Consider the following 17090-nt stretch of genomic DNA (forward strand, 5'->3'; position numbering starts at 1 on the left):
TGTGGTCGAACAAAGCTTTGGTACGTTGCACCGTAAATTCCGCTATGCGCGGGCGGCCTATTTTGGTCTGCTCAAAGTGAGTGCGCAAAGCCATCTGAAGGCGATGTGTTTGAACCTGTTGAAAGCCGCCAACAGGCTAAGTGCGCCCGCTGCCGTCTAAAAGGCAGCCCGGATGCCTGATTATCGGGTATCCGGGAAGGATTAAGGGGGTATTGGGGTAGAATCAGTGGATATTTGAAACAAAAACAGCCGAAAACCTGTGTTGGGGTTTTGGTTGTTGGGAGAAAAGGAATTTTGCAAAGGTCTCAAGCAGGCAGACTGCTGACTGCCCAAGCGCAAAATATCAACCTTAACGGTACAACCCAAACTTCCGGTAATGAACGTAACGGCAATACCGCCATCGACCGTATGGCCGGCATTAACGTGGTCGGAAGCTATACTGAGCAAGTAGATAACAGAGCTTCAGACGGCATCCTATCCCTGCAAGCCGGCAACGATATCAACCTCAATGCGGCCACCGTCTCTAACCAAGTTAAAGGCGGCACTACCCAAATTACCGCCGGCAATAATCTCAACCTCGGCACCATTCATACCGAACATCGCGAAGCCTATGGTGCATTAGATGACGAGAACCATCGCCATGTCCGCCAAAGTACCGAAGTCGGCAGCAGTATCCGCACGCAAAACGGCGCACTGCTTAGAGCCGGTAACGACTTAAAAATCCGCCAAGGCGAACTAGAGGCCGAAGAAGGCAAAACCGTCCTTGCCGCAGGACGTGATGTCACTATCAGCGAAGGACGCCAAATAACCGAACTGGATACCTCGGTAAGCGTAAAAAGCAAAGGCATCCTTTCCAGTACCAAAACACAGGATCGCTACCGCTTCAGTCATGATGAAGCAGTCGGCAGTAACATCGGCGGCGGCAAAATGATTGTTGCAGCCGGGCAGGATATCAATGTACGCGGCAGCAACCTTATTTCTGATAAGGGCACTGTCTTAAAAGCAGGACACGACATCGATATTTCTACTGCCTATAATCGCTACACCGGCAATGAATACCACGAGAGCAAAAAATCAGGCGTCATGGGCACAGGCGGATTAGGCTTTACTATCGGTAACCGAAAAACTACCGATGACACTGATCGTACCAATATTGTCCATACAGGCAGCATTATAGGCAGCCTGAATGGAGACACCGTTACAGTTGCCGGAAACCGCTACCGACAAACCGGCAGTACCGTCTCCAGCCCCGAGGGGCGCAATACCGTCACTGCCAAAAGCATAGATGTAGAGTCCGCAAACAACCGGTATGCCACTGACTACGTCCATACCCGGGAACAAAAAGGCCTCACCATCGCCCTCAATGTGCCGGTTGTCCAAGCTGCACAAAACTTCGTACAAGCAGCCCAAAATGTAGGCAAAAGTAAAAATAAACGCGTTAATGCCATGGCTGCAGCCAATGCTGCATGGCAGGGTTATCAAGCAGCCCAACAAATGCAACAATTTGCTCCAAGCAGCAGTGCGGGACAAGGTCAAAACAACAATCAAAGCTCTGGTATCAGTGTGTCCATCACCTACGGCGAACAGAAAAGTCGTAACGAGCAAAAAAGCCGTTACACCGAAGCGGCAGCAAGTCAAATTATCGGCAAAGGGCAAACCACACTTGTGGCCACAGGAGGCGGGGAGCAGTCCAATATCAATATTACAGGTTCCGATGTCATCGGCCATGCAGGTACCACCCTCATTGCCGACAACCATATCAAACTCCAATCTGCCAAACAGGAGGGCAGCGAGCAAAGCAAAAACAAAAGCAGCGGCTGGAATGCGGGCGTAGCCATCCAAATAGGCGACGGCATCAGTCTTGGAATTACCGCCGGAGGAAATCTCGGCAAAGGTAAAGGACAAGGGGAAAGTACTACCCACCGCCACACCCATATTGGCAGCACGGCCGGCAAAACCACCATCCGAAGCGGCGGGGATACCACCCTCAAAGGTGCGCAGCTTATCGGCAAAGGCGTACAGGCAGATACGCGCAACCTGCATATAGAAAGCGTTCAAGATACTGAAACCTATCAGAGCAAACAGCAAAACGGCAATGTCCAAGTTACCGTCGGTTACGGATTCAGTGCAAGCGGCAGTTACAGCCAAAGCAAAGTCAAAGCAGACCATGCCTCCGTAACCGAGCAAAGTGGTATTTATGCCGGAGAAGACGGCTATCAAATCAAAGTCAGAGACAACACAGACCTCAAGGGCGGCATCATCACCTCCGGCAAGAGTGCCGAAGACAAAGGAAAAAACCTTTTTCAGACGGCCGCCCTTACTGCCAGCGACATTCAAAACCACAGCCACTACGAAGGCAAAAGCTTCGGCATAGGCGGCAGTTTCGACCTGAACGGCGGCTGGGACGGCACGGTTACCGACAAACAAGGCAGGCCTACCGACAGGATAAGCCTGGCAGCCGGCTACGTCAGCGACGGAAACAGCAAGAACAGCACCACCCGAAGCGGCATCAACACCCGCAACATACACATCACCGACGAAGCGGGACAACTTGCCCGAACAGGCAGGACTGCAAAAGAAACCGAAGCGCGTATCTACACCGGCATCGACACCGAAACTGCGGATCAACACTCAGGCCGTCTGAAAAACAGCTTCGACAAAGACGCGGTCGCTAAAGAGATCAACCTGCAAAGGGAAGTAACGAAGGAGTTCGGCAGGAACGCCGCCCAAGCCGTAGCGGCCGTTGCCGACAAACTCGGCAATACCCAAAGTTACGAACGGTATCAGGAAGCCCGAACCCTGCTGGAGGCCGAACTGCAAAACACGGACAGCGAAGCCGAAAAAGCCGCCATCCGCGCATCACTCGGCCAAGTAAACGCCTACCTTGCCGAAAACCAAATCCGCTACGACACCTGGAAAGAAGGTGGCATAGGCAGGAGCATACTGCACGGGGCCGCAGGCGGACTGACGACCGGCAGCCTCGGCGGCATACTGGCCGGCAGCGGCACTTCCCTTGCCGCACCGTATTTGGACAAAGCGGCGGAAAACCTCGGCCCGGCGGGCAAAGCGGCGGTCAACGCACTGGGCGGGGCGGCCATCGGCTATGCGGCGGGCGGGAATATCGGCTCTGCGGCAGTAGGGGCGAATGTCGATTGGAACAATAGGCAGCTGCATCCTAATGAAAGGGCTTGGATAAAACAAAATGCTAAAGCATTTGCAAAACAAGAAAATAGCGGGAAGGAACCTACCGCCCAACAAGTTGCCGATGCTCAAAAACGCTTAGTGCATCAAGCAGTCAAAGAAACCGATTTATTTTGGATGCTGACTTTAGAAAAGATAACTGATTTACCTGCAAAAGACTTTCTTAAAAAAGCCAGGCAGACCTTTCTCAATGAAGATGGCAGGCAACAGCGATTCTTCACTACGGAAGGCAAACAATTTGTCCGACCGGAGGTTTTTGCACCGGAGGCCCAATCAGACCTTTTGTTCTACCGAAACAATTTACACTCATCCAAAAATAGCAGCATTACCCAAGGCGCGAAGGATTTGGCTTCGGAATTTGCAAAAAAATCCTGGAAGGAAAAAACACAAAATCCACAAAAAACTATTACTAGAGGAGTACTCAACTCTTTACCTGTATACATTGTAGGTTCAAAGGCGGTGGATACCTTTAAAGATGTCCAAAACTGTGCAAACGACTTTGGACGATGCTGGGACAATGTCACCGAGGCCTTCCAGTCACCTGGAGCAGGTACTGCTTCCTTAATCTTAAATGACTTGCAACCGATTTACAGACAAGACGTCTGAGGTGCGCAAGCCGCACTGATCGGACTTCAATCGGTAGAAAATTTGACCACGGCCGTCGGAGCGGGCAAGGTATTGAAGCAGGTTGTCAAACCAGGCAACAGCTTTAAGCGCATGCTGGGCAAAGACGCCCGGGTAGAAGCAGCTAAAAAAGACGATCCGCCGAAACCCAACTTATTAGGAAATTATTCTAAATTAGCTATTTTTCCTAGAGATTCTACCCAGCTAATTAATAAAGCAGATGTTTCTATACTTAAGTCAAATGTCGTAAAATTTACTCCTGAAGATTTAGTGGCGACTGTTCGTATTTCATCAGAAAAGGTGGTTTTTTTAGAAAAAGGAAATGCAGCATCTGGATTACAACATATTTTGGCTCATGCTAAAGAATTCGCAAGTATTGGGGTGCATGAATCTGAAATACCCAGTTTTTTATTAAAGGCAATAAGAGATGGGAAAATAATTGGCTATCAAGAAAAAGGTCTAGGTAGACCAATTTATCAAGTGAACCATAATGGTAGGGAAGTTAAGGTGGCAATTACCATTGGTGATAATGGTTACATTGTGGGGGCAAACCCTCGAGGATTTGTAAAATGAAAATTAAAATTAGATTAATGGCTGACTATTTTTGTTATCCATTATGGCATGATGATGGTATTAATATGGGAGATATTGACCCTGCCAGTTTACCAATTTCCAATGAATTAAAAATGAAACTCTATCATTGGGCAGAATTATATGACAATATTCTAAACATGGCTGATCCAGCAAGCTCTGTTTTTAATAGTAAAGAAGAAGAAAAATACTTCATACAAATGGGGGCAGAGCTTTTTTCTCAATTAAAAGTTGAGTTAGGTGACTCATACGAGATTAGGTATGTTGTTACTATTTAACAATAACCAACCAGCATATCCCGTGTAACCAAACTAAAAAGTGCACCAAATAACATGCAGCTAGTACCATTGGTAATATATGATGCAGTTAGACATACTGGTCAAAATGCATTAAAAAAAGGACGTTGATCAAGGAAATGAATAATGAAAAAATTAAATATCTGGAGAGATGAAGGAAAAGTTTCTGCTTCAATCATTGAAAAATTTGCAGAAAATTTAGGTGTAACATTCCCTAGATCGTATATATATTTGATAAGTGAACATGATTATTTATATCCCGAAGAAGATTGTTTTATTTTTATTGATAATAATAAGAATACAGATGACAGAAATATTTTATTTTTATGATATAAACAAGATGCCTCCAGTCATGAAAATATCTATACCTATTCATGCATTGATGATGAATATGGCTATGGAAACAAAGTTGTTGCATTTGGAATAAGTGCAAATGGCGATTATATTTGTTTTGATTACCGTAAAAATTCAAGTAATCCATCCATCGTACTTATGTATCATGATGAATTTTACGAAGATGAACTAGGTAATACCAAGATGATTACAGTTCCCATCGCACCTGATTTTGATAGTTTTATAGATAAACTTTATCAAGATGTAGATTAACTGGAACTACTAGCCAGCATAGCCTGTGTAACCAACTGAAAAAGTGAAATGGTAGGATGTGTATTCATGCACACGCGGTTTTGGTTTCGCTGAACTCCGTTTCAGGCTGCCTTAAAACCACTTACCTTACCATTTCACTTCAAAAGACCGAATACGGCGACTTTATCGGCAGCACCGCGACCGCGTTTACCTTTGCGTTGTCCACCAAAATAACTTTCATCGGCTTCTACTTCGCCATCAAACATTTCCAAATGTGGACTGTTTTGATAAATAAGTAATCGTAAACGATGAAAATAATAGGCTGCGGTATTTTTATTAACGCCTACTAACTCTGCTGCTGTTCTTGCAGTTACACCTGTGACAAATAGCCCAATGAGTTTATTTTGTTTATACTGGCTTAGACGACTTTTTCTCATAGGGATAATTCTAACTTAATTTGAATTTCCCTAGTTATCTAGGACAGCCCCAATCAATAAATAGGATAACCTAGCAATATTCAAGTATCTATTCCTGCAAACTTACCCAGTATTGGAGATAAATTTAATGTTATCCCATCTTATTAATAAAAATCTGAATACTATAGCTGGCTGTATAGTAATTATGTTTGGAATTTGTTTTGCATTATTGATAACAGAAGCTCAACAGGAAGGTAAATTAGGTTACAAAACGGATAATAGGGAAAGGGTTCAAAGGATATTCTCTGAAATACCGACTATGATTGAACCATATCAAGTATCTGATAGTAATTCATTTACAAGAGGTCCTACAACTTTTGTGACTTTTTATGTTAAAGGTTCGGACTCCGAACTAAAAAAATTAACTCTATTAATCGATCGAAGACAGAGCCTTTTCGGATTTGTTAATGCTTGTAGGAATGGGGAGTCTTTAATATATGAATATAAATTAATAACTGAATTTGATAAGACAGTTAAAATAGATTCTTTGGCTATCGAGTGGAAATATCCGGATTCATCATGCAACTAGCGTAGCATTAAAACTACTTACCTGCCTTTTTTGTTTTAATCCACCTAACCCTAAATCATGCCTGCCACTCTACCCCAATGAGCCATGTAACGAAAGCGAAGCACTCGGCGCCATCACTTGGTTGTGGTATCAGTCGCCTACGCATCGCCAAGTGCCTATTGCCGGATGCCGGCTTATGTGTTGCCTATGTAAAAAAGAAAATCAACTCACCGGAAAAACCAAGCAAAAGGAAATAAGCAATGGATACGAATAACTATGACAAAATTATGTCATTTAAGCCTGAAAACAAAGAAAGTGAGCTAAAAATTGCCGTAAGATTCCAACGAAGATTGATACCATCAAAAATTGTATATTTTTATACAGGTTTTATGGGATTATTGGTTTTTTTACAGAAATATCAAATTCTTCATATCTCTAACTTCAATGAATTAATGGATTGGCTCATGCTGTTATTTGTATTGCTCGGTGTATATAGTGTGATTTCTACAGTTTTTTAACTATTTGCCCCTATTGCCACAGATTTCAAAAACAGTTTAATGGAAAAGTAATCAGCGTCGATAATCAAGAAATAGCTTGCAATCAAGGAGTAGTTCCATTTATTCATTATTGTAATCGATGCAATGCCCCACTTTCACCAAAAGCAGTAACAGATTATTATGAAAATAAAGCGTGAACTTGCATGGTAGGGGGTGCTTACACCCACGCGTTCCTTGCTTTTTACTTATTTTCAGGCAGCCTTAATACCACTTACACTTACTTTTTTTGTTTTACCCCCTCTAAACACGGTATAACGCCGTAAAACCGCAGGCTGGTTGGCAGAGTTAAGCCATAAAGAATCATCGGTAACAACACCGCCAATTTTAAAATCGCTTATAAACGCGGCACAGGTATGAGCGATGCGCTTCCCGTCCCCGAAGAAGCCTTTGGTGAAGGTACTTCGCGCATGAAAATTTGGACAATCGGTGCCGATGTGAATATTCCCTTTCAAACCGGCAAACAGTTATTTGCTTACGACACCAATTTTCAAGCACAATGGAGTAAAACCCCATTGACCCCGCAAGACAAAATCGCGATTGGCAGGCGATACACCTGCGCGGATTTGACGGCGAATTAAGTTTGGCGGCGGAACGCGGTTGGTATTGGCGCAATGATTTGGGCTGGCAGTTTGAGCCGGGCATCAACTGTATTTGGGCATCGATGCGGGACGTGTTTCAAGACAATCGGCACAATGGTTATTGGGACAAATTTTGGCCGGTGCGGCAATCGGTGTGCGTGGGCAAATGAAGGCGGGAGGGCGGCTGCATTATGACGTATCCGCCGGACGTGCCTTGAAAAAGCCGGAGTATTTTCAGACGAAGAAATGGGTAACGGGGTTTCAGGTGGGTTATTCGTTTTGACGCGATTGAAGTGAATAATGTATGACAAGATACACGAAAGCTGCCGGTTTTTTGCCGGCAGCTTTTGTTTTATGTGGTGATGATTTTCAGCAAAATGCGTGCTGTGACTGATGCGAAAATGGCTAAATTCACGGACATCAGGCGCATCATAACTATGAAAGGTATCCGTGTACACAATGCCGTCAGGCTTAACTTTCTCTATTTAATATAGCCTCAAACTTATTACTGTTTAAATAAATTTCCAAAGGCTTGGGCAGGCCGTAATCTTTCAAATGCGCCGGCTTTATCCAAATGCCGTCTGAAGGGCTTTCAGACGGCATTTGTCCTTCAAACGGCGTAATCATCAGCAGCCGGTGCGTCAGGCGGTGGGTCAGGGCGGTCTGTTCGTCCATATCTGCCACGGTCAGGGAGAATTTGGCGGCAAAGTCGGAAAGCCCGTTCAAACTTTCAAAACACGGTACGCAATACAGACCGCCCCAAATGCCTTTGGCGGGGCGTTTTTCCAGCAAAATCGCGCCGTCCCGGTTGCGGACAATCAGCCAGTAAAGCGGCAGGGTTTGTACCTCGGGGGAGTTTTTTTTGCGCGGCAGCTCGGCGGTGCGGTTTTGCTTTTTTGCTTCGCAGATGTCTGCCATCGGGCATTGGTGACACAAGGGTTTCGTCCGTTTGCATACGGTTGCGCCCAAATCCATCAAGCCCTGCGTGTAGGCGGGCATATCGGCGTTTTCAGACGGCATCAGACTTTCGGCAAGCATCCAAAGCGAGTTTTCAAATTTTTTGTCCTGCGGATTGCCGTCGCGGACGAACACGCGGCAGAGCACGCGTTTGACGTTGCCGTCCAAAATGGTTTCGCGGCGGTTGAAGGCGAAGGCGCAAATGGCGGCGGCGGTGCTTCTGCCTACGCCGCAGAGGGTTTCCAAGTATTTGCGTTCCGATGGAAATGTGCCGCCGAATTGTTCGACGACTTGTTGCGCGGCTTTGTGCAGATTGCGCGCGCGGCTGTAATAGCCCAAGCCCGCCCACAACGACAACACTTCGTCTTGCGGCGCGGCGGCAAGTGCCTGTACGGTCGGGAATTTTTCCAAGAAACGCGGATAGTAGTCCAACACGGCGGCAACCTGCGTTTGCTGGAGCATGATTTCGGAAAGCCAGACGCAATAAGGGTTTTTGACCTGCCAAGGGAGGTGGTGGCGACCGTGTTGTTTTTGCCAGCGGATGAGCCGTTCGGAGAAGGGGATGGGTGTGTTCATTAATATCAATCTATGGTTTTATTTATATTTAAAACAGTATGTTATGGTATAACATTGTGAAAGTAATTCTTATTGACATACAGATTGTAGGGGTATATAACTCATATAAAGAGACTTTATTGCGGTATTGAAATTATTTATCAACAAGCAAGGAGTATCAGCATGAAAGCAATGGTTTATCACGGCGCAAACGACATCCGTTTTGAAGAAAAACCTCGTCCGCAGATTATCGATCCGACCGATGCGGTGGTGAAAATCGTCAAAACCACGATTTGCGGTACTGACTTGGGTATTTGGAAAGGTAAAAACCCCGAAGTCGCCGACGGTCGCATTCTCGGTCATGAGGGCATTGGTATTGTAGAAGAAGTCGGCGATGCTGTAAAAAACATCAAAGTCGGTGATAAGGTCATTATTTCATGCGTCAGCAAATGCTGTACTTGCGACAACTGTAAAATCCAACTCTATTCACACTGCCGTAACGGCGGCTGGATTTTGGGCTACATGATTGACGGTACGCAGGCCGAATACGTCCGTACGCCTTATGCCGACAACAGCTTGGTTCCGCTGCCTGACAACGTCAACGAAGAAGTTGCCCTGCTGTTGAGCGACGCTTTGCCGACCGCCCACGAAATCGGCGTGCAATACGGCGATGTGAAACCCGGCGACACCGTCTTTATCGCAGGCGCAGGCCCTGTCGGTATGTCCGCCCTGTTGACCGCGCAACTGTACAGCCCTGCCGCCATCATCGTTTGCGATATGGACGAAAACCGTTTGAAACTGGCAAAAGAGTTGGGTGCGACCCATACCGTAAGCCCCGCTTCCGGCGACGTATCCAAACAAGTCTTTGCCATCGTCGGCGAAGACGGCGTGGACTGCGCGATTGAAGCCGTCGGCATCCCTGCGACTTGGAATATGTGCCAAGATATCGTGAAACCCGGTGGTCATATCGCCGTTGTCGGTGTACACGGTCAATCCGTTGATTTCAAACTGGAAAAACTGTGGATTAAAAACCTCGCCATCACAACAGGTTTGGTAAATGCCAACACCACCGAAATGCTGATGAAAGCCATTTCCAGCAGTTCAGTGGATTACACCAAAATGTTGACCCACCATTTCAAATTCAGCGAATTGGAAAAAGCCTACGACGTGTTCAAACACGCCGCCGAAAACCAAGCGATGAAAGTGGTTTTGGAAGCGGATTAATCGGCGTTGAATCAGTTGTTTTTTAAGCGGATGCCGTCTGAACGTGTTTCAGACGGCATTTTTTCAGCCGTGTAAAATAGGCTGTTCCTGATCAATCAGGTATGGTGGATTAACAAAAATCAGGACAAGGCGACGAAGCCGCAGACAGTACAAATAGTACGGCAAGGCGAGGTAACGCTGTACTGGTTTAAATTTAATCCACTATATTTAAGGGGGATTAATGGGATATTTTGGTAGGAACGGCGGTTATTTGAAACGAAAATATCCGAAAAACCTGTGGTTGGATGTCGGCTGTTTGAAGAAAAGGAATTTTGCAAAGGTCTCTAAGCGTTTTTTAACGACGGCTAATTTGTTAGTTTCAGCCGTTCATCACGGTATTTTACCGATAGGGCGATTTCTCTAACTAATTGATAAGTATATTATAATTATTTTTTTGTTATATGTTTCCGCACATCGCGCGTCCTTCGCATTATGCGGGAGATGGATGGGCATTTTAGGGGACGGTGTGCCGAGGAAGTGCTGCCGTGTATGCCGACTGCGCCGCCAAGCGGCAAAATGCCGTCTGAGACTGGAAAGGGCTTCAGACGGCATTTTTACGATGCGAATCAGGCTTTGGGTTTCAATGCCGCCGCTTCTTTGGCGAGGCGGGTGATGGTGTCCCAGTCTTTGTTTTTCACGGCTTCTTTCGGTGTCAGCCATGAGCCGCCGACGCACAGGACGTTGGGCAGTGCCAAGTACTCGGGGGCGGTGGCGAGGCTGATGCCGCCAGTCGGGCAGAAGCGCACGCCGGCATAAGGGCCGTACAGGGCTTTGAGCATGGCTTTGCCGCCAACGACTTCGGCAGGGAAGAGTTTGAGGGTGTCGATGCCGTGTTCCAAAGCCAGTTGGACTTCGCCTGGAGTGGCAACGCCGGGAATCAGGGGGATGCCGCTGTTGTGGCTGGCTTTGGCAAGGGATTCGTGCAGACCCGGGCTGATGGCGAAAACCGCGCCTGCGTCTTCGACGGCTTTGAGCTGCTCGGGGTTGGTAACCGTACCTGCGCCGACGATGGCGTTGGGCACTTCTTTGGCAATCAGGCGGATGGCGTCGAGGCCGACGGGGGTGCGCAGGGTGATTTCGAGGGTGGGGATGCCGCCTTCGACAAGGGCGTGGGACAAATCGACGGCAGTGCTTAAGTCGTCAATCGCCATCACAGGCACAACTGCGCCGGCGGTCAGGATTTCGCGGGGGGTCAGTTTGGACATTTCGGTTCTCCAAGTGGAATGGGGTATTTTATTAAGATGGGACAGGCTGTAGGTCGGATACTTGTATCCGACATCTTGGACGGTGTCGGATTCGAGAATCCGACCTACGTCTATCTTAAACGGCTTTAATAATTTTTCAGACGACCTTCCGTTTGAAAAGGTCGTCTGAAACGTGCATCAGGCAAATTCGCCGCCGAAGCTCATGGCACCGGTTTCTGCGCTGCTGGTCATGCTGCGGAAGTTGGCGAAGAGTTCGCGGCCGCAGCCTTGTTGGTTGGCGCTCAAGTCAATGTGTTCGACTTCGCGGGCGTTCCATTCGGCCTCGTTAATCAGGACATTGAGTTCGCCGGTAACGGAGTCGAAGCGGATCAGGTCGCCGGTACGGATTTTGGCGATGTTGCCGCCCATCAGGGCTTCGGGCGTCATGTGGATGGACGCAGGCACTTTGCCGGACGCGCCGGACATACGGCCGTCGGTCAGCAGCGCCACTTTGAAGCCTCGGTCTTGCAGAATGCCCAAAGGCGGAGTCAGTTTGTGCAATTCGGGCATACCGTTGGCGCGCGGGCCTTGGTAGCGGACGACGCAGACGAAATCGCGTTCCAACTCGCCGCGCTCAAAAGCAGCCAACACTTCGCGTTGGTCGTTGAACACGATGGCGGGCGCTTCGATGATGCGGCAGCCTTCGCGCACGGCGGACACTTTAATCACGCCGCGACCGATGTTGCCTTTCATCAGGCGCAAACCGCCGTCCGGGGAGAACGGGTTGTCGGCTTTGCGCAGGATGTCGTCGTTGCCGCTGGTTTCAGGGGCTTCGCGCCATTCGAGTTTGCCGTCGATGAGGAAAGGTTCTTTGGTGTAGTGGCGCATACCGTGTCCGACGACAGTATCGACATCGTCGTGCAACAGGCCGGCGTCCAGCAATTCGCGGATAACGAAAGGCAGGCCGCCTGCTGCGGTAAAGTGGTTCACGTCGGCCTTGCCGTTGGGGTACACGCGGATAAGCAGTGGGATGATAGAAGAAATTTCGTCGAAGTCGTCCCAGTTCAAAATCACGCCTGCGGCGCGCGCCATGGCGACGAGGTGCATGGTGTGGTTGGTCGAACCGCCGGTTGCCATCAGGCCAATCAGGGCGTTGATGAAGGATTTTTCGGTCAACATTTCGCCCAAGGGTTTGATGGTGCCGTTTTTGATGCCGCGCGCGAGGTGTCCGGCAGCGTAGCGGGTCAGGGCTTCGCGCAGGTCGGTATAAGGGTGGACGAAGGCGGCGGCGGGCAGGTGTACGCCCATCATTTCCATCATCATTTGGTTGGAGTTGGCGGTGCCGTAGAAGGTACAAGTACCCGGGCTGTGGTAGGAACCCATTTCGCTTTCAAGCAGGGCATCACGGCCGACTTTGCCTTCGGCAAAAAGTTGGCGGGTACGGGCTTTTTCCTTATTGCCGATACCGCTGGACATCGGGCCTGCAGGGACGAAGATGCCTGGGATATGGCCAAACGACAACGCACCAATCATCAAACCCGGTACGATTTTGTCGCATACGCCCATAAACAGTCCGCCGTCGAACATTTGGTGCGACAGGCCGACGGCGGTACTCATCGCAATCACGTCGCGGGAGAACAGCGACAGTTCCATACCGGCGTAGCCTTGCGTGATGCCGTCGCACATGGCGGGCGTGCCGCCGGCGACTTGGGCGGTCGCGCCGTTTTTCTGAGCTTCGTCTTTGATTTGGTCGGGGAAGTCTTTAAACGGCTGATGTGCGGAAACCATGTCGTTGTAGGCGGTGATGATGCCTAAGTTGGGGACGGTTTCCTGAAGCATTTCGATTTTGATGCTTTTAGGCATGGCAGCATAGCCGTGCGCCAAGTTGCTGCAACCGAGCTGGTTGCGCTCTAAGCGTCCCATTTGTTTGGCACTGCGGATTTTCGCCAGATATTTTTCACGCGTCGGACGGCTGCGTTCGATAATGCGCCTGGTGATTTCGGCGAGTTTGGGGTGGATAGGAGTGTGGTTCATGTTCGGTCTCCTGTCGGAAGGGTGGTCTGTATGGGGTTTTGTTTGCGCGTTTCTGATTTTTGTATCGGGTGTTCAGGCGGTGAATATTTTAAAGGTATGCCGTCTGAAGTGGGAAGCAGGGCTATTATAATACAAAATTTGTAATTTTGTTACAAAAAATCAGGCATTGAAAAGAAATTTGATTTAAATCGCAGAATCTTCCGATTGTTGTAACGGAATAGGGGAAACCTGCCCGATTTTTGGACTAAGTCAAATAAATTGTAAAAATGGGAATAGACAAAAAGTGTAGCGGTGTGTAGTATTACTACTCATTATGCCGCCTGCCTTTGTTTCCGATATTGCGATGCAGCGTGATGGGAAAAGCAGGTTTCAGACGGCATCGAAAAATTCTTTCCTGACGAGATAATACGATGAGTACACAAACAAATTTTGATTTGGTGTTGTTCGGTGCGACCGGCGATTTGGCGATGCGCAAGCTGTTGCCCTGCCTGTATCAGGCGCACGTGGCCGGTCTGCTTCATCCCGAAGGGCGTATTTTGGGGGTCAGCCGCAGCGAGTTGGATACCGAAGGTTTTCTGGCGAAGGTGGAAACCAGTTCCAAAATCCATGTGAAAGAAAATTTTTCCGATGAGGCTTGGGCATCGTTTGTCGAGCGTCTCGCATATCTCAAAGTCGATGTTACGCAGCCGGACGATTTTGCCGCTTTGGGCGATTTGGTCAAAGCACGCAAAGAAACCGACAACATCGTCATCTATCTGTCCACCGCGCCCAAATTCTTCGCGCAAGCCTGCGAGAACCTTGCTGCGATCGGTTTGAATGCCGACAATGTGCGCGTGGTTTTGGAAAAACCGCTGGGTACGGATTTGGCTTCTTCCCAACAAATCAATACCGATGTGGCGCGTTATTTCAAAGAAGGGCAAATCTACCGCATCGACCACTACCTTGGCAAAGAAAGCCTGCAAAACCTGCTTGCACTGCGTTTTGCCAATGTAATGTTCGAGCCTTTGTGGAACAACAAATATATTGAAAGCGTACAGCTGACCATTGCCGAACAGCTCGGTGTGGAGGAGCGCGGCGAGTTTTACGACATTACCGGCGCATTGCGCGATATGGTGCAAAACCATTTGATGCAGATGCTGTGCATGACTGCGATGGAAGCCCCCGCCAGTTTGGATGCCGACGCGGTGCGCGACGAAAAAGTCAAAGTCATCAAATCGCTGAAACCTCTGACCATCGAATCCGTCAACGAAAATGTTATTCGCGGGCAATATGTTGCAGCCAACGGTATGAAGGGCTATCTAGAAGAAAAAGATGTACCGAAAGGCAGCTTTACTGAAACCTACGTCGCCATTAAAGCCGAAATCGAAAACGAACGCTGGAAGGGCGTGCCCTTCTACCTGCGTACCGGCAAGCGCATGGCGGGCAAAGTGGCGGAAATCGTTTTGAACTTCAAAGATTTGAACAGCCATATTTTTGAAGGCAGCCGCACCGCGCCCAACCGGCTCGTTATCGAGTTGCAACCGCATGAATCCGTGCGCCTCTATACGCAGATGAAAACCCCGGGTGCTGGCAATAAGGTCGAAACCGTGCCGCTGGCAACCGATTTGGGCAAAGCATTGGAAGGCCGCCGCGCCGAGGCTTACGAACGCCTGCTGTTGGATGTGATTAACGGCAAACTCGCTTTGTTCAACCGCCGCGACGAACTCGAAGCCGCTTGGGAATATGTGATGCCGATTTTGGAAAACTGGGCAGGCAATACCACGCCGCCGCACGGTTACGGCGCACACTCTTGGGGGCCCGAAGCCGCCCGCGAACTGTTGGCGCGCGACGGACACAAGTGGCACGAAGAGCAGTAATGCAATAATGCGTTCAGACGGCATGGGGTTTGAAATGCCGTCTGAAGGAGGGCGGGGCAGGAAAAACAGTCCCGCTTCGGGGCGGAAGCGGCTAAGCCATTGTCCGCCAGCCGCCCTGTAACGGGATATGCCGTCTGAAATCACAAAAGGACACAAATATGTTTGTTTGGCACGAATACGGAAACGCGGCAGAAGCGGCGCAGTCTTTGGCCGATGCCGTAGCGGATGCTTTGCAGGGCGCGCTGGATGAAAAAGGCAGTGCGGTGTTGGCAGTCTCCGGCGGGCGTTCTCCGATTGCGTTTTTTAATGCGCTCTCGCAAAAAGATTTGGACTGGGGCAAAGTGGGCGTTACTTTGGTTGACGAGCGCGTCGTGCCGACCAACCACGCCGACAGCAATACCGGTCTGGTGCGCGAATACCTGTTGAAGAACAAAGCGGAAGCGGCAATGTGGATTCCTATGGTGGAAGACGGAAAAACTGAAACCGAATTACATCCCGATGCTGTTGTCGATTATGCACTGAAACATTACAAGCAGCCCGATGTTTTGGTTTTGGGTATGGGCAACGACGGGCATACGGCTTCGATTTTCCCGAAATCGCCCCAGTTTCAGACGGCAATCGACGGTTCGGCAGGTGTCGCGCTGGTTCATACCACGCCCGTTACCGCGCCGCACGAACGCATCAGCATGACCTTGGGCGCAATCGCCCGGACGCAAAATATCTTTTTGGCGATTCAGGGCGCGGAGAAAAAAGCCGTATTCGACCAAGCCGCACAAGGCGAAAACCGCGAATATCCGATCAGCTTCGTATTGAACCGCCAAGGAGTGAACTGCCATGTCTTCTACGCCGAATAAACACGCCGATTACCCGAGGCTGGTCGCCGACATCGGCGGTACGAATGCACGCTTTGCTCTGGAAACCGCGCCGTGCGTGATTGAGAAAGTCGCCGTCCTGCCGTGTAAGGAATACGACACGGTTACCGACGCGGTGCGCGCCTACCTGAAGCAAAGCGGTGCAACAGGCGTGCGGCACGCCGCCTTTGCCATCGCCAACCCGATTTTGGGCGACTGGGTGCAGATGACCAACCACCACTGGGCATTCTCCATCGAAACCACCCGTCAGGCTTTGGGTTTTGAAACGTTGATTCTGTTGAACGACTTTACCGCGCAGGCATTGGCGGTAACGCAGACTTCAAGCAAAGACCTGATGCAGGTAGGCGGGCAAAAACCTGTCGAATTTGCCCCAAAAGCCGTTATCGGCCCCGGTACCGGCCTGGGCGTGAGCGGATTGGTGCACAGCCCCGCAGGCTGGGTGGCTTTGGCGGGCGAGGGCGGGCATACCAGTTTCCCGCCGTTTGACGATATGGAAGTGCTGATTTGGCAGTACGCCAAAAACAAATACGGCCATGTTTCCGCCGAACGCTTTTTGAGCGGCGCGGGCTTGAGCTTGGTTTACGAGGCTTTGGCTGCAAAACAGAAAGCGAAACCCGCCAAACTGATGCCGTCTGAAATCACGGAAAAGGCTTTGAGCGGCACGTCGCCTTTGTGCCGTCAGACTTTAGACATCTTCTGCGCCATGCTCGGCACGGTTGCTTCCAACCTCGCCCTGACGCTGGGCGCGCGCGGCGGCGTGTACCTGTGCGGCGGCATTATTCCCCGCGTGTTGGAATACTTCAAAACTTCCCCGTTCCGCAGCCGTTTCGAGAACAAGGGCAGGTTTGAAGCCTATCTTGCCGCGATTCCCGTGTATGTCGTCTTGAGCGAGTTTCCCGGAATTTCCGGTGCGGCTGCGGCTCTCGACAACCATTTGAGAAACGTTTAACCAC

General features: G+C 49.4%; 12 protein-coding genes and 5 pseudogenes. 12 read left to right on the forward strand and 5 right to left on the reverse strand.

Annotation, left to right across the window (positions count from 1 at the left end; genetic code table 11):
• The 5 genes and pseudogenes from Q9I99_RS07170 to Q9I99_RS07190 form a co-directional block, all read left to right on the forward strand.
• Nucleotides 1–160, forward strand: a 160-nt coding sequence (locus Q9I99_RS07170) for a transposase (RefSeq protein WP_304666198.1), incomplete at its 5' end; no start/stop codon positions are given.
• Nucleotides 161–306: 146 nt separating this feature from the next.
• Nucleotides 307–3190, forward strand: a pseudogene (locus Q9I99_RS07175) (hemagglutinin repeat-containing protein); the annotation flags it as partial.
• 659 nt (nt 3191–3849) lie between these two features.
• Entirely contained in the window at nt 3850–4398 is a 549-nt protein-coding gene (locus Q9I99_RS07180) for a hypothetical protein (RefSeq protein ID WP_301668568.1), read from the forward strand.
• A complete protein-coding gene (locus Q9I99_RS07185) occupies nt 4395–4694 on the forward strand; it encodes an immunity protein CdiI family protein (RefSeq protein WP_301668569.1) in 300 nt (99 codons plus the stop codon). The genes Q9I99_RS07180 and Q9I99_RS07185 overlap by 4 nt, the downstream gene beginning before the upstream one ends.
• 144 nt (nt 4695–4838) lie before the next feature.
• Nucleotides 4839–5318, forward strand: a pseudogene (locus Q9I99_RS07190) (SMI1/KNR4 family protein).
• Nucleotides 5319–5455: 137 nt separating this feature from the next.
• On the opposite strand, the pseudogene Q9I99_RS07195 reads toward Q9I99_RS07190, so the two are convergent.
• A pseudogene (locus tag Q9I99_RS07195) lies at nt 5456–5734 on the reverse strand (IS1595 family transposase); the annotation flags it as partial.
• 689 nt (nt 5735–6423) lie between these two features.
• Between Q9I99_RS07195 and Q9I99_RS11605 the strand changes: the two are divergent.
• From Q9I99_RS11605 to Q9I99_RS11450, 3 genes and pseudogenes are all read left to right on the forward strand, one after another.
• The gene (locus Q9I99_RS11605; RefSeq protein ID WP_500793373.1) at nt 6424–6555 is read left to right on the forward strand and encodes a hypothetical protein; all 132 of its coding nucleotides are present in this window, start codon (nt 6424–6426) and stop codon (nt 6553–6555) included.
• Nucleotides 6542–6799, forward strand: a complete 258-nt coding sequence (locus tag Q9I99_RS07200; protein ID WP_301668570.1) for a hypothetical protein — start codon at nt 6542–6544, stop codon at nt 6797–6799. Before Q9I99_RS11605 ends, Q9I99_RS07200 begins: the two co-directional genes overlap by 14 nt.
• A 294-nt stretch (nt 6800–7093) precedes the next feature.
• Nucleotides 7094–7699 (forward strand): annotated as a pseudogene (locus Q9I99_RS11450) (ShlB/FhaC/HecB family hemolysin secretion/activation protein); the annotation flags it as partial.
• A gap of 70 nt (nt 7700–7769) precedes the next feature.
• On the opposite strand, the pseudogene Q9I99_RS07215 reads toward Q9I99_RS11450, so the two are convergent.
• Together Q9I99_RS07215 and mutY are read right to left on the reverse strand one after the other, a co-directional pair.
• Nucleotides 7770–7898, reverse strand: a pseudogene (locus Q9I99_RS07215) (IS1595 family transposase); the annotation flags it as partial.
• Nucleotides 7888–8949: an A/G-specific adenine glycosylase gene (gene mutY / locus Q9I99_RS07220; protein WP_301668574.1), complete on the reverse strand. Its 1062-nt coding sequence runs from the start codon at nt 8947–8949 to the stop codon at nt 7888–7890. The gene mutY and the pseudogene Q9I99_RS07215, both read right to left, overlap by 11 nt.
• Nucleotides 8950–9111: 162 nt before the next feature.
• Between mutY and Q9I99_RS07225 the strand changes: the two genes are divergently transcribed.
• Nucleotides 9112–10152 carry a zinc-dependent alcohol dehydrogenase family protein gene (locus tag Q9I99_RS07225; RefSeq protein ID WP_301668575.1) on the forward strand — a complete coding sequence of 347 codons (1041 nt, stop codon included), beginning with the start codon at nt 9112–9114 and terminating at the stop codon, nt 10150–10152.
• Nucleotides 10153–10757: 605 nt separating this feature from the next.
• On the opposite strand, the gene Q9I99_RS07235 is transcribed toward Q9I99_RS07225, so the two are convergent.
• Both Q9I99_RS07235 and edd read right to left on the reverse strand, forming a co-directional pair.
• Nucleotides 10758–11396 carry a bifunctional 4-hydroxy-2-oxoglutarate aldolase/2-dehydro-3-deoxy-phosphogluconate aldolase gene (locus Q9I99_RS07235; protein ID WP_301668576.1) on the reverse strand — a complete coding sequence of 213 codons (639 nt, stop codon included), beginning with the start codon at nt 11394–11396 and terminating at the stop codon, nt 10758–10760.
• 177 nt (nt 11397–11573) lie between these two features.
• On the reverse strand, nt 11574–13409 hold the full coding sequence (gene edd / locus Q9I99_RS07240; RefSeq protein ID WP_301668577.1) for a phosphogluconate dehydratase: 1836 nt from the start codon (nt 13407–13409) through the stop codon (nt 11574–11576).
• Between the two features lie 410 nt (nt 13410–13819).
• Here edd and zwf point away from each other — a divergent pair, with 410 nt between their 5' ends.
• The 3 genes from zwf to Q9I99_RS07255 all read left to right on the forward strand — a co-directional run bounded on the left by zwf (nt 13820) and on the right by Q9I99_RS07255 (nt 17086).
• Entirely contained in the window at nt 13820–15265 is a 1446-nt protein-coding gene (gene zwf / locus Q9I99_RS07245; RefSeq protein WP_301668578.1) for a glucose-6-phosphate dehydrogenase, read from the forward strand.
• 158 nt (nt 15266–15423) lie between these two features.
• Nucleotides 15424–16119, forward strand: coding sequence for a 6-phosphogluconolactonase (gene pgl / locus Q9I99_RS07250; protein ID WP_301668579.1), 696 nt, complete (start codon nt 15424–15426; stop codon nt 16117–16119).
• Nucleotides 16100–17086 carry a glucokinase gene (locus Q9I99_RS07255; protein ID WP_301668580.1) on the forward strand — a complete coding sequence of 329 codons (987 nt, stop codon included), beginning with the start codon at nt 16100–16102 and terminating at the stop codon, nt 17084–17086. Before pgl ends, Q9I99_RS07255 begins: the two co-directional genes overlap by 20 nt.
• The last annotated feature ends 4 nt before the right edge of the window (nt 17087–17090 follow it).

This window comes from Neisseria basseii, assembly GCF_962707005.1.
Classification (GTDB): Bacteria; Pseudomonadota; Gammaproteobacteria; order Burkholderiales; family Neisseriaceae; genus Neisseria; species Neisseria bergeri.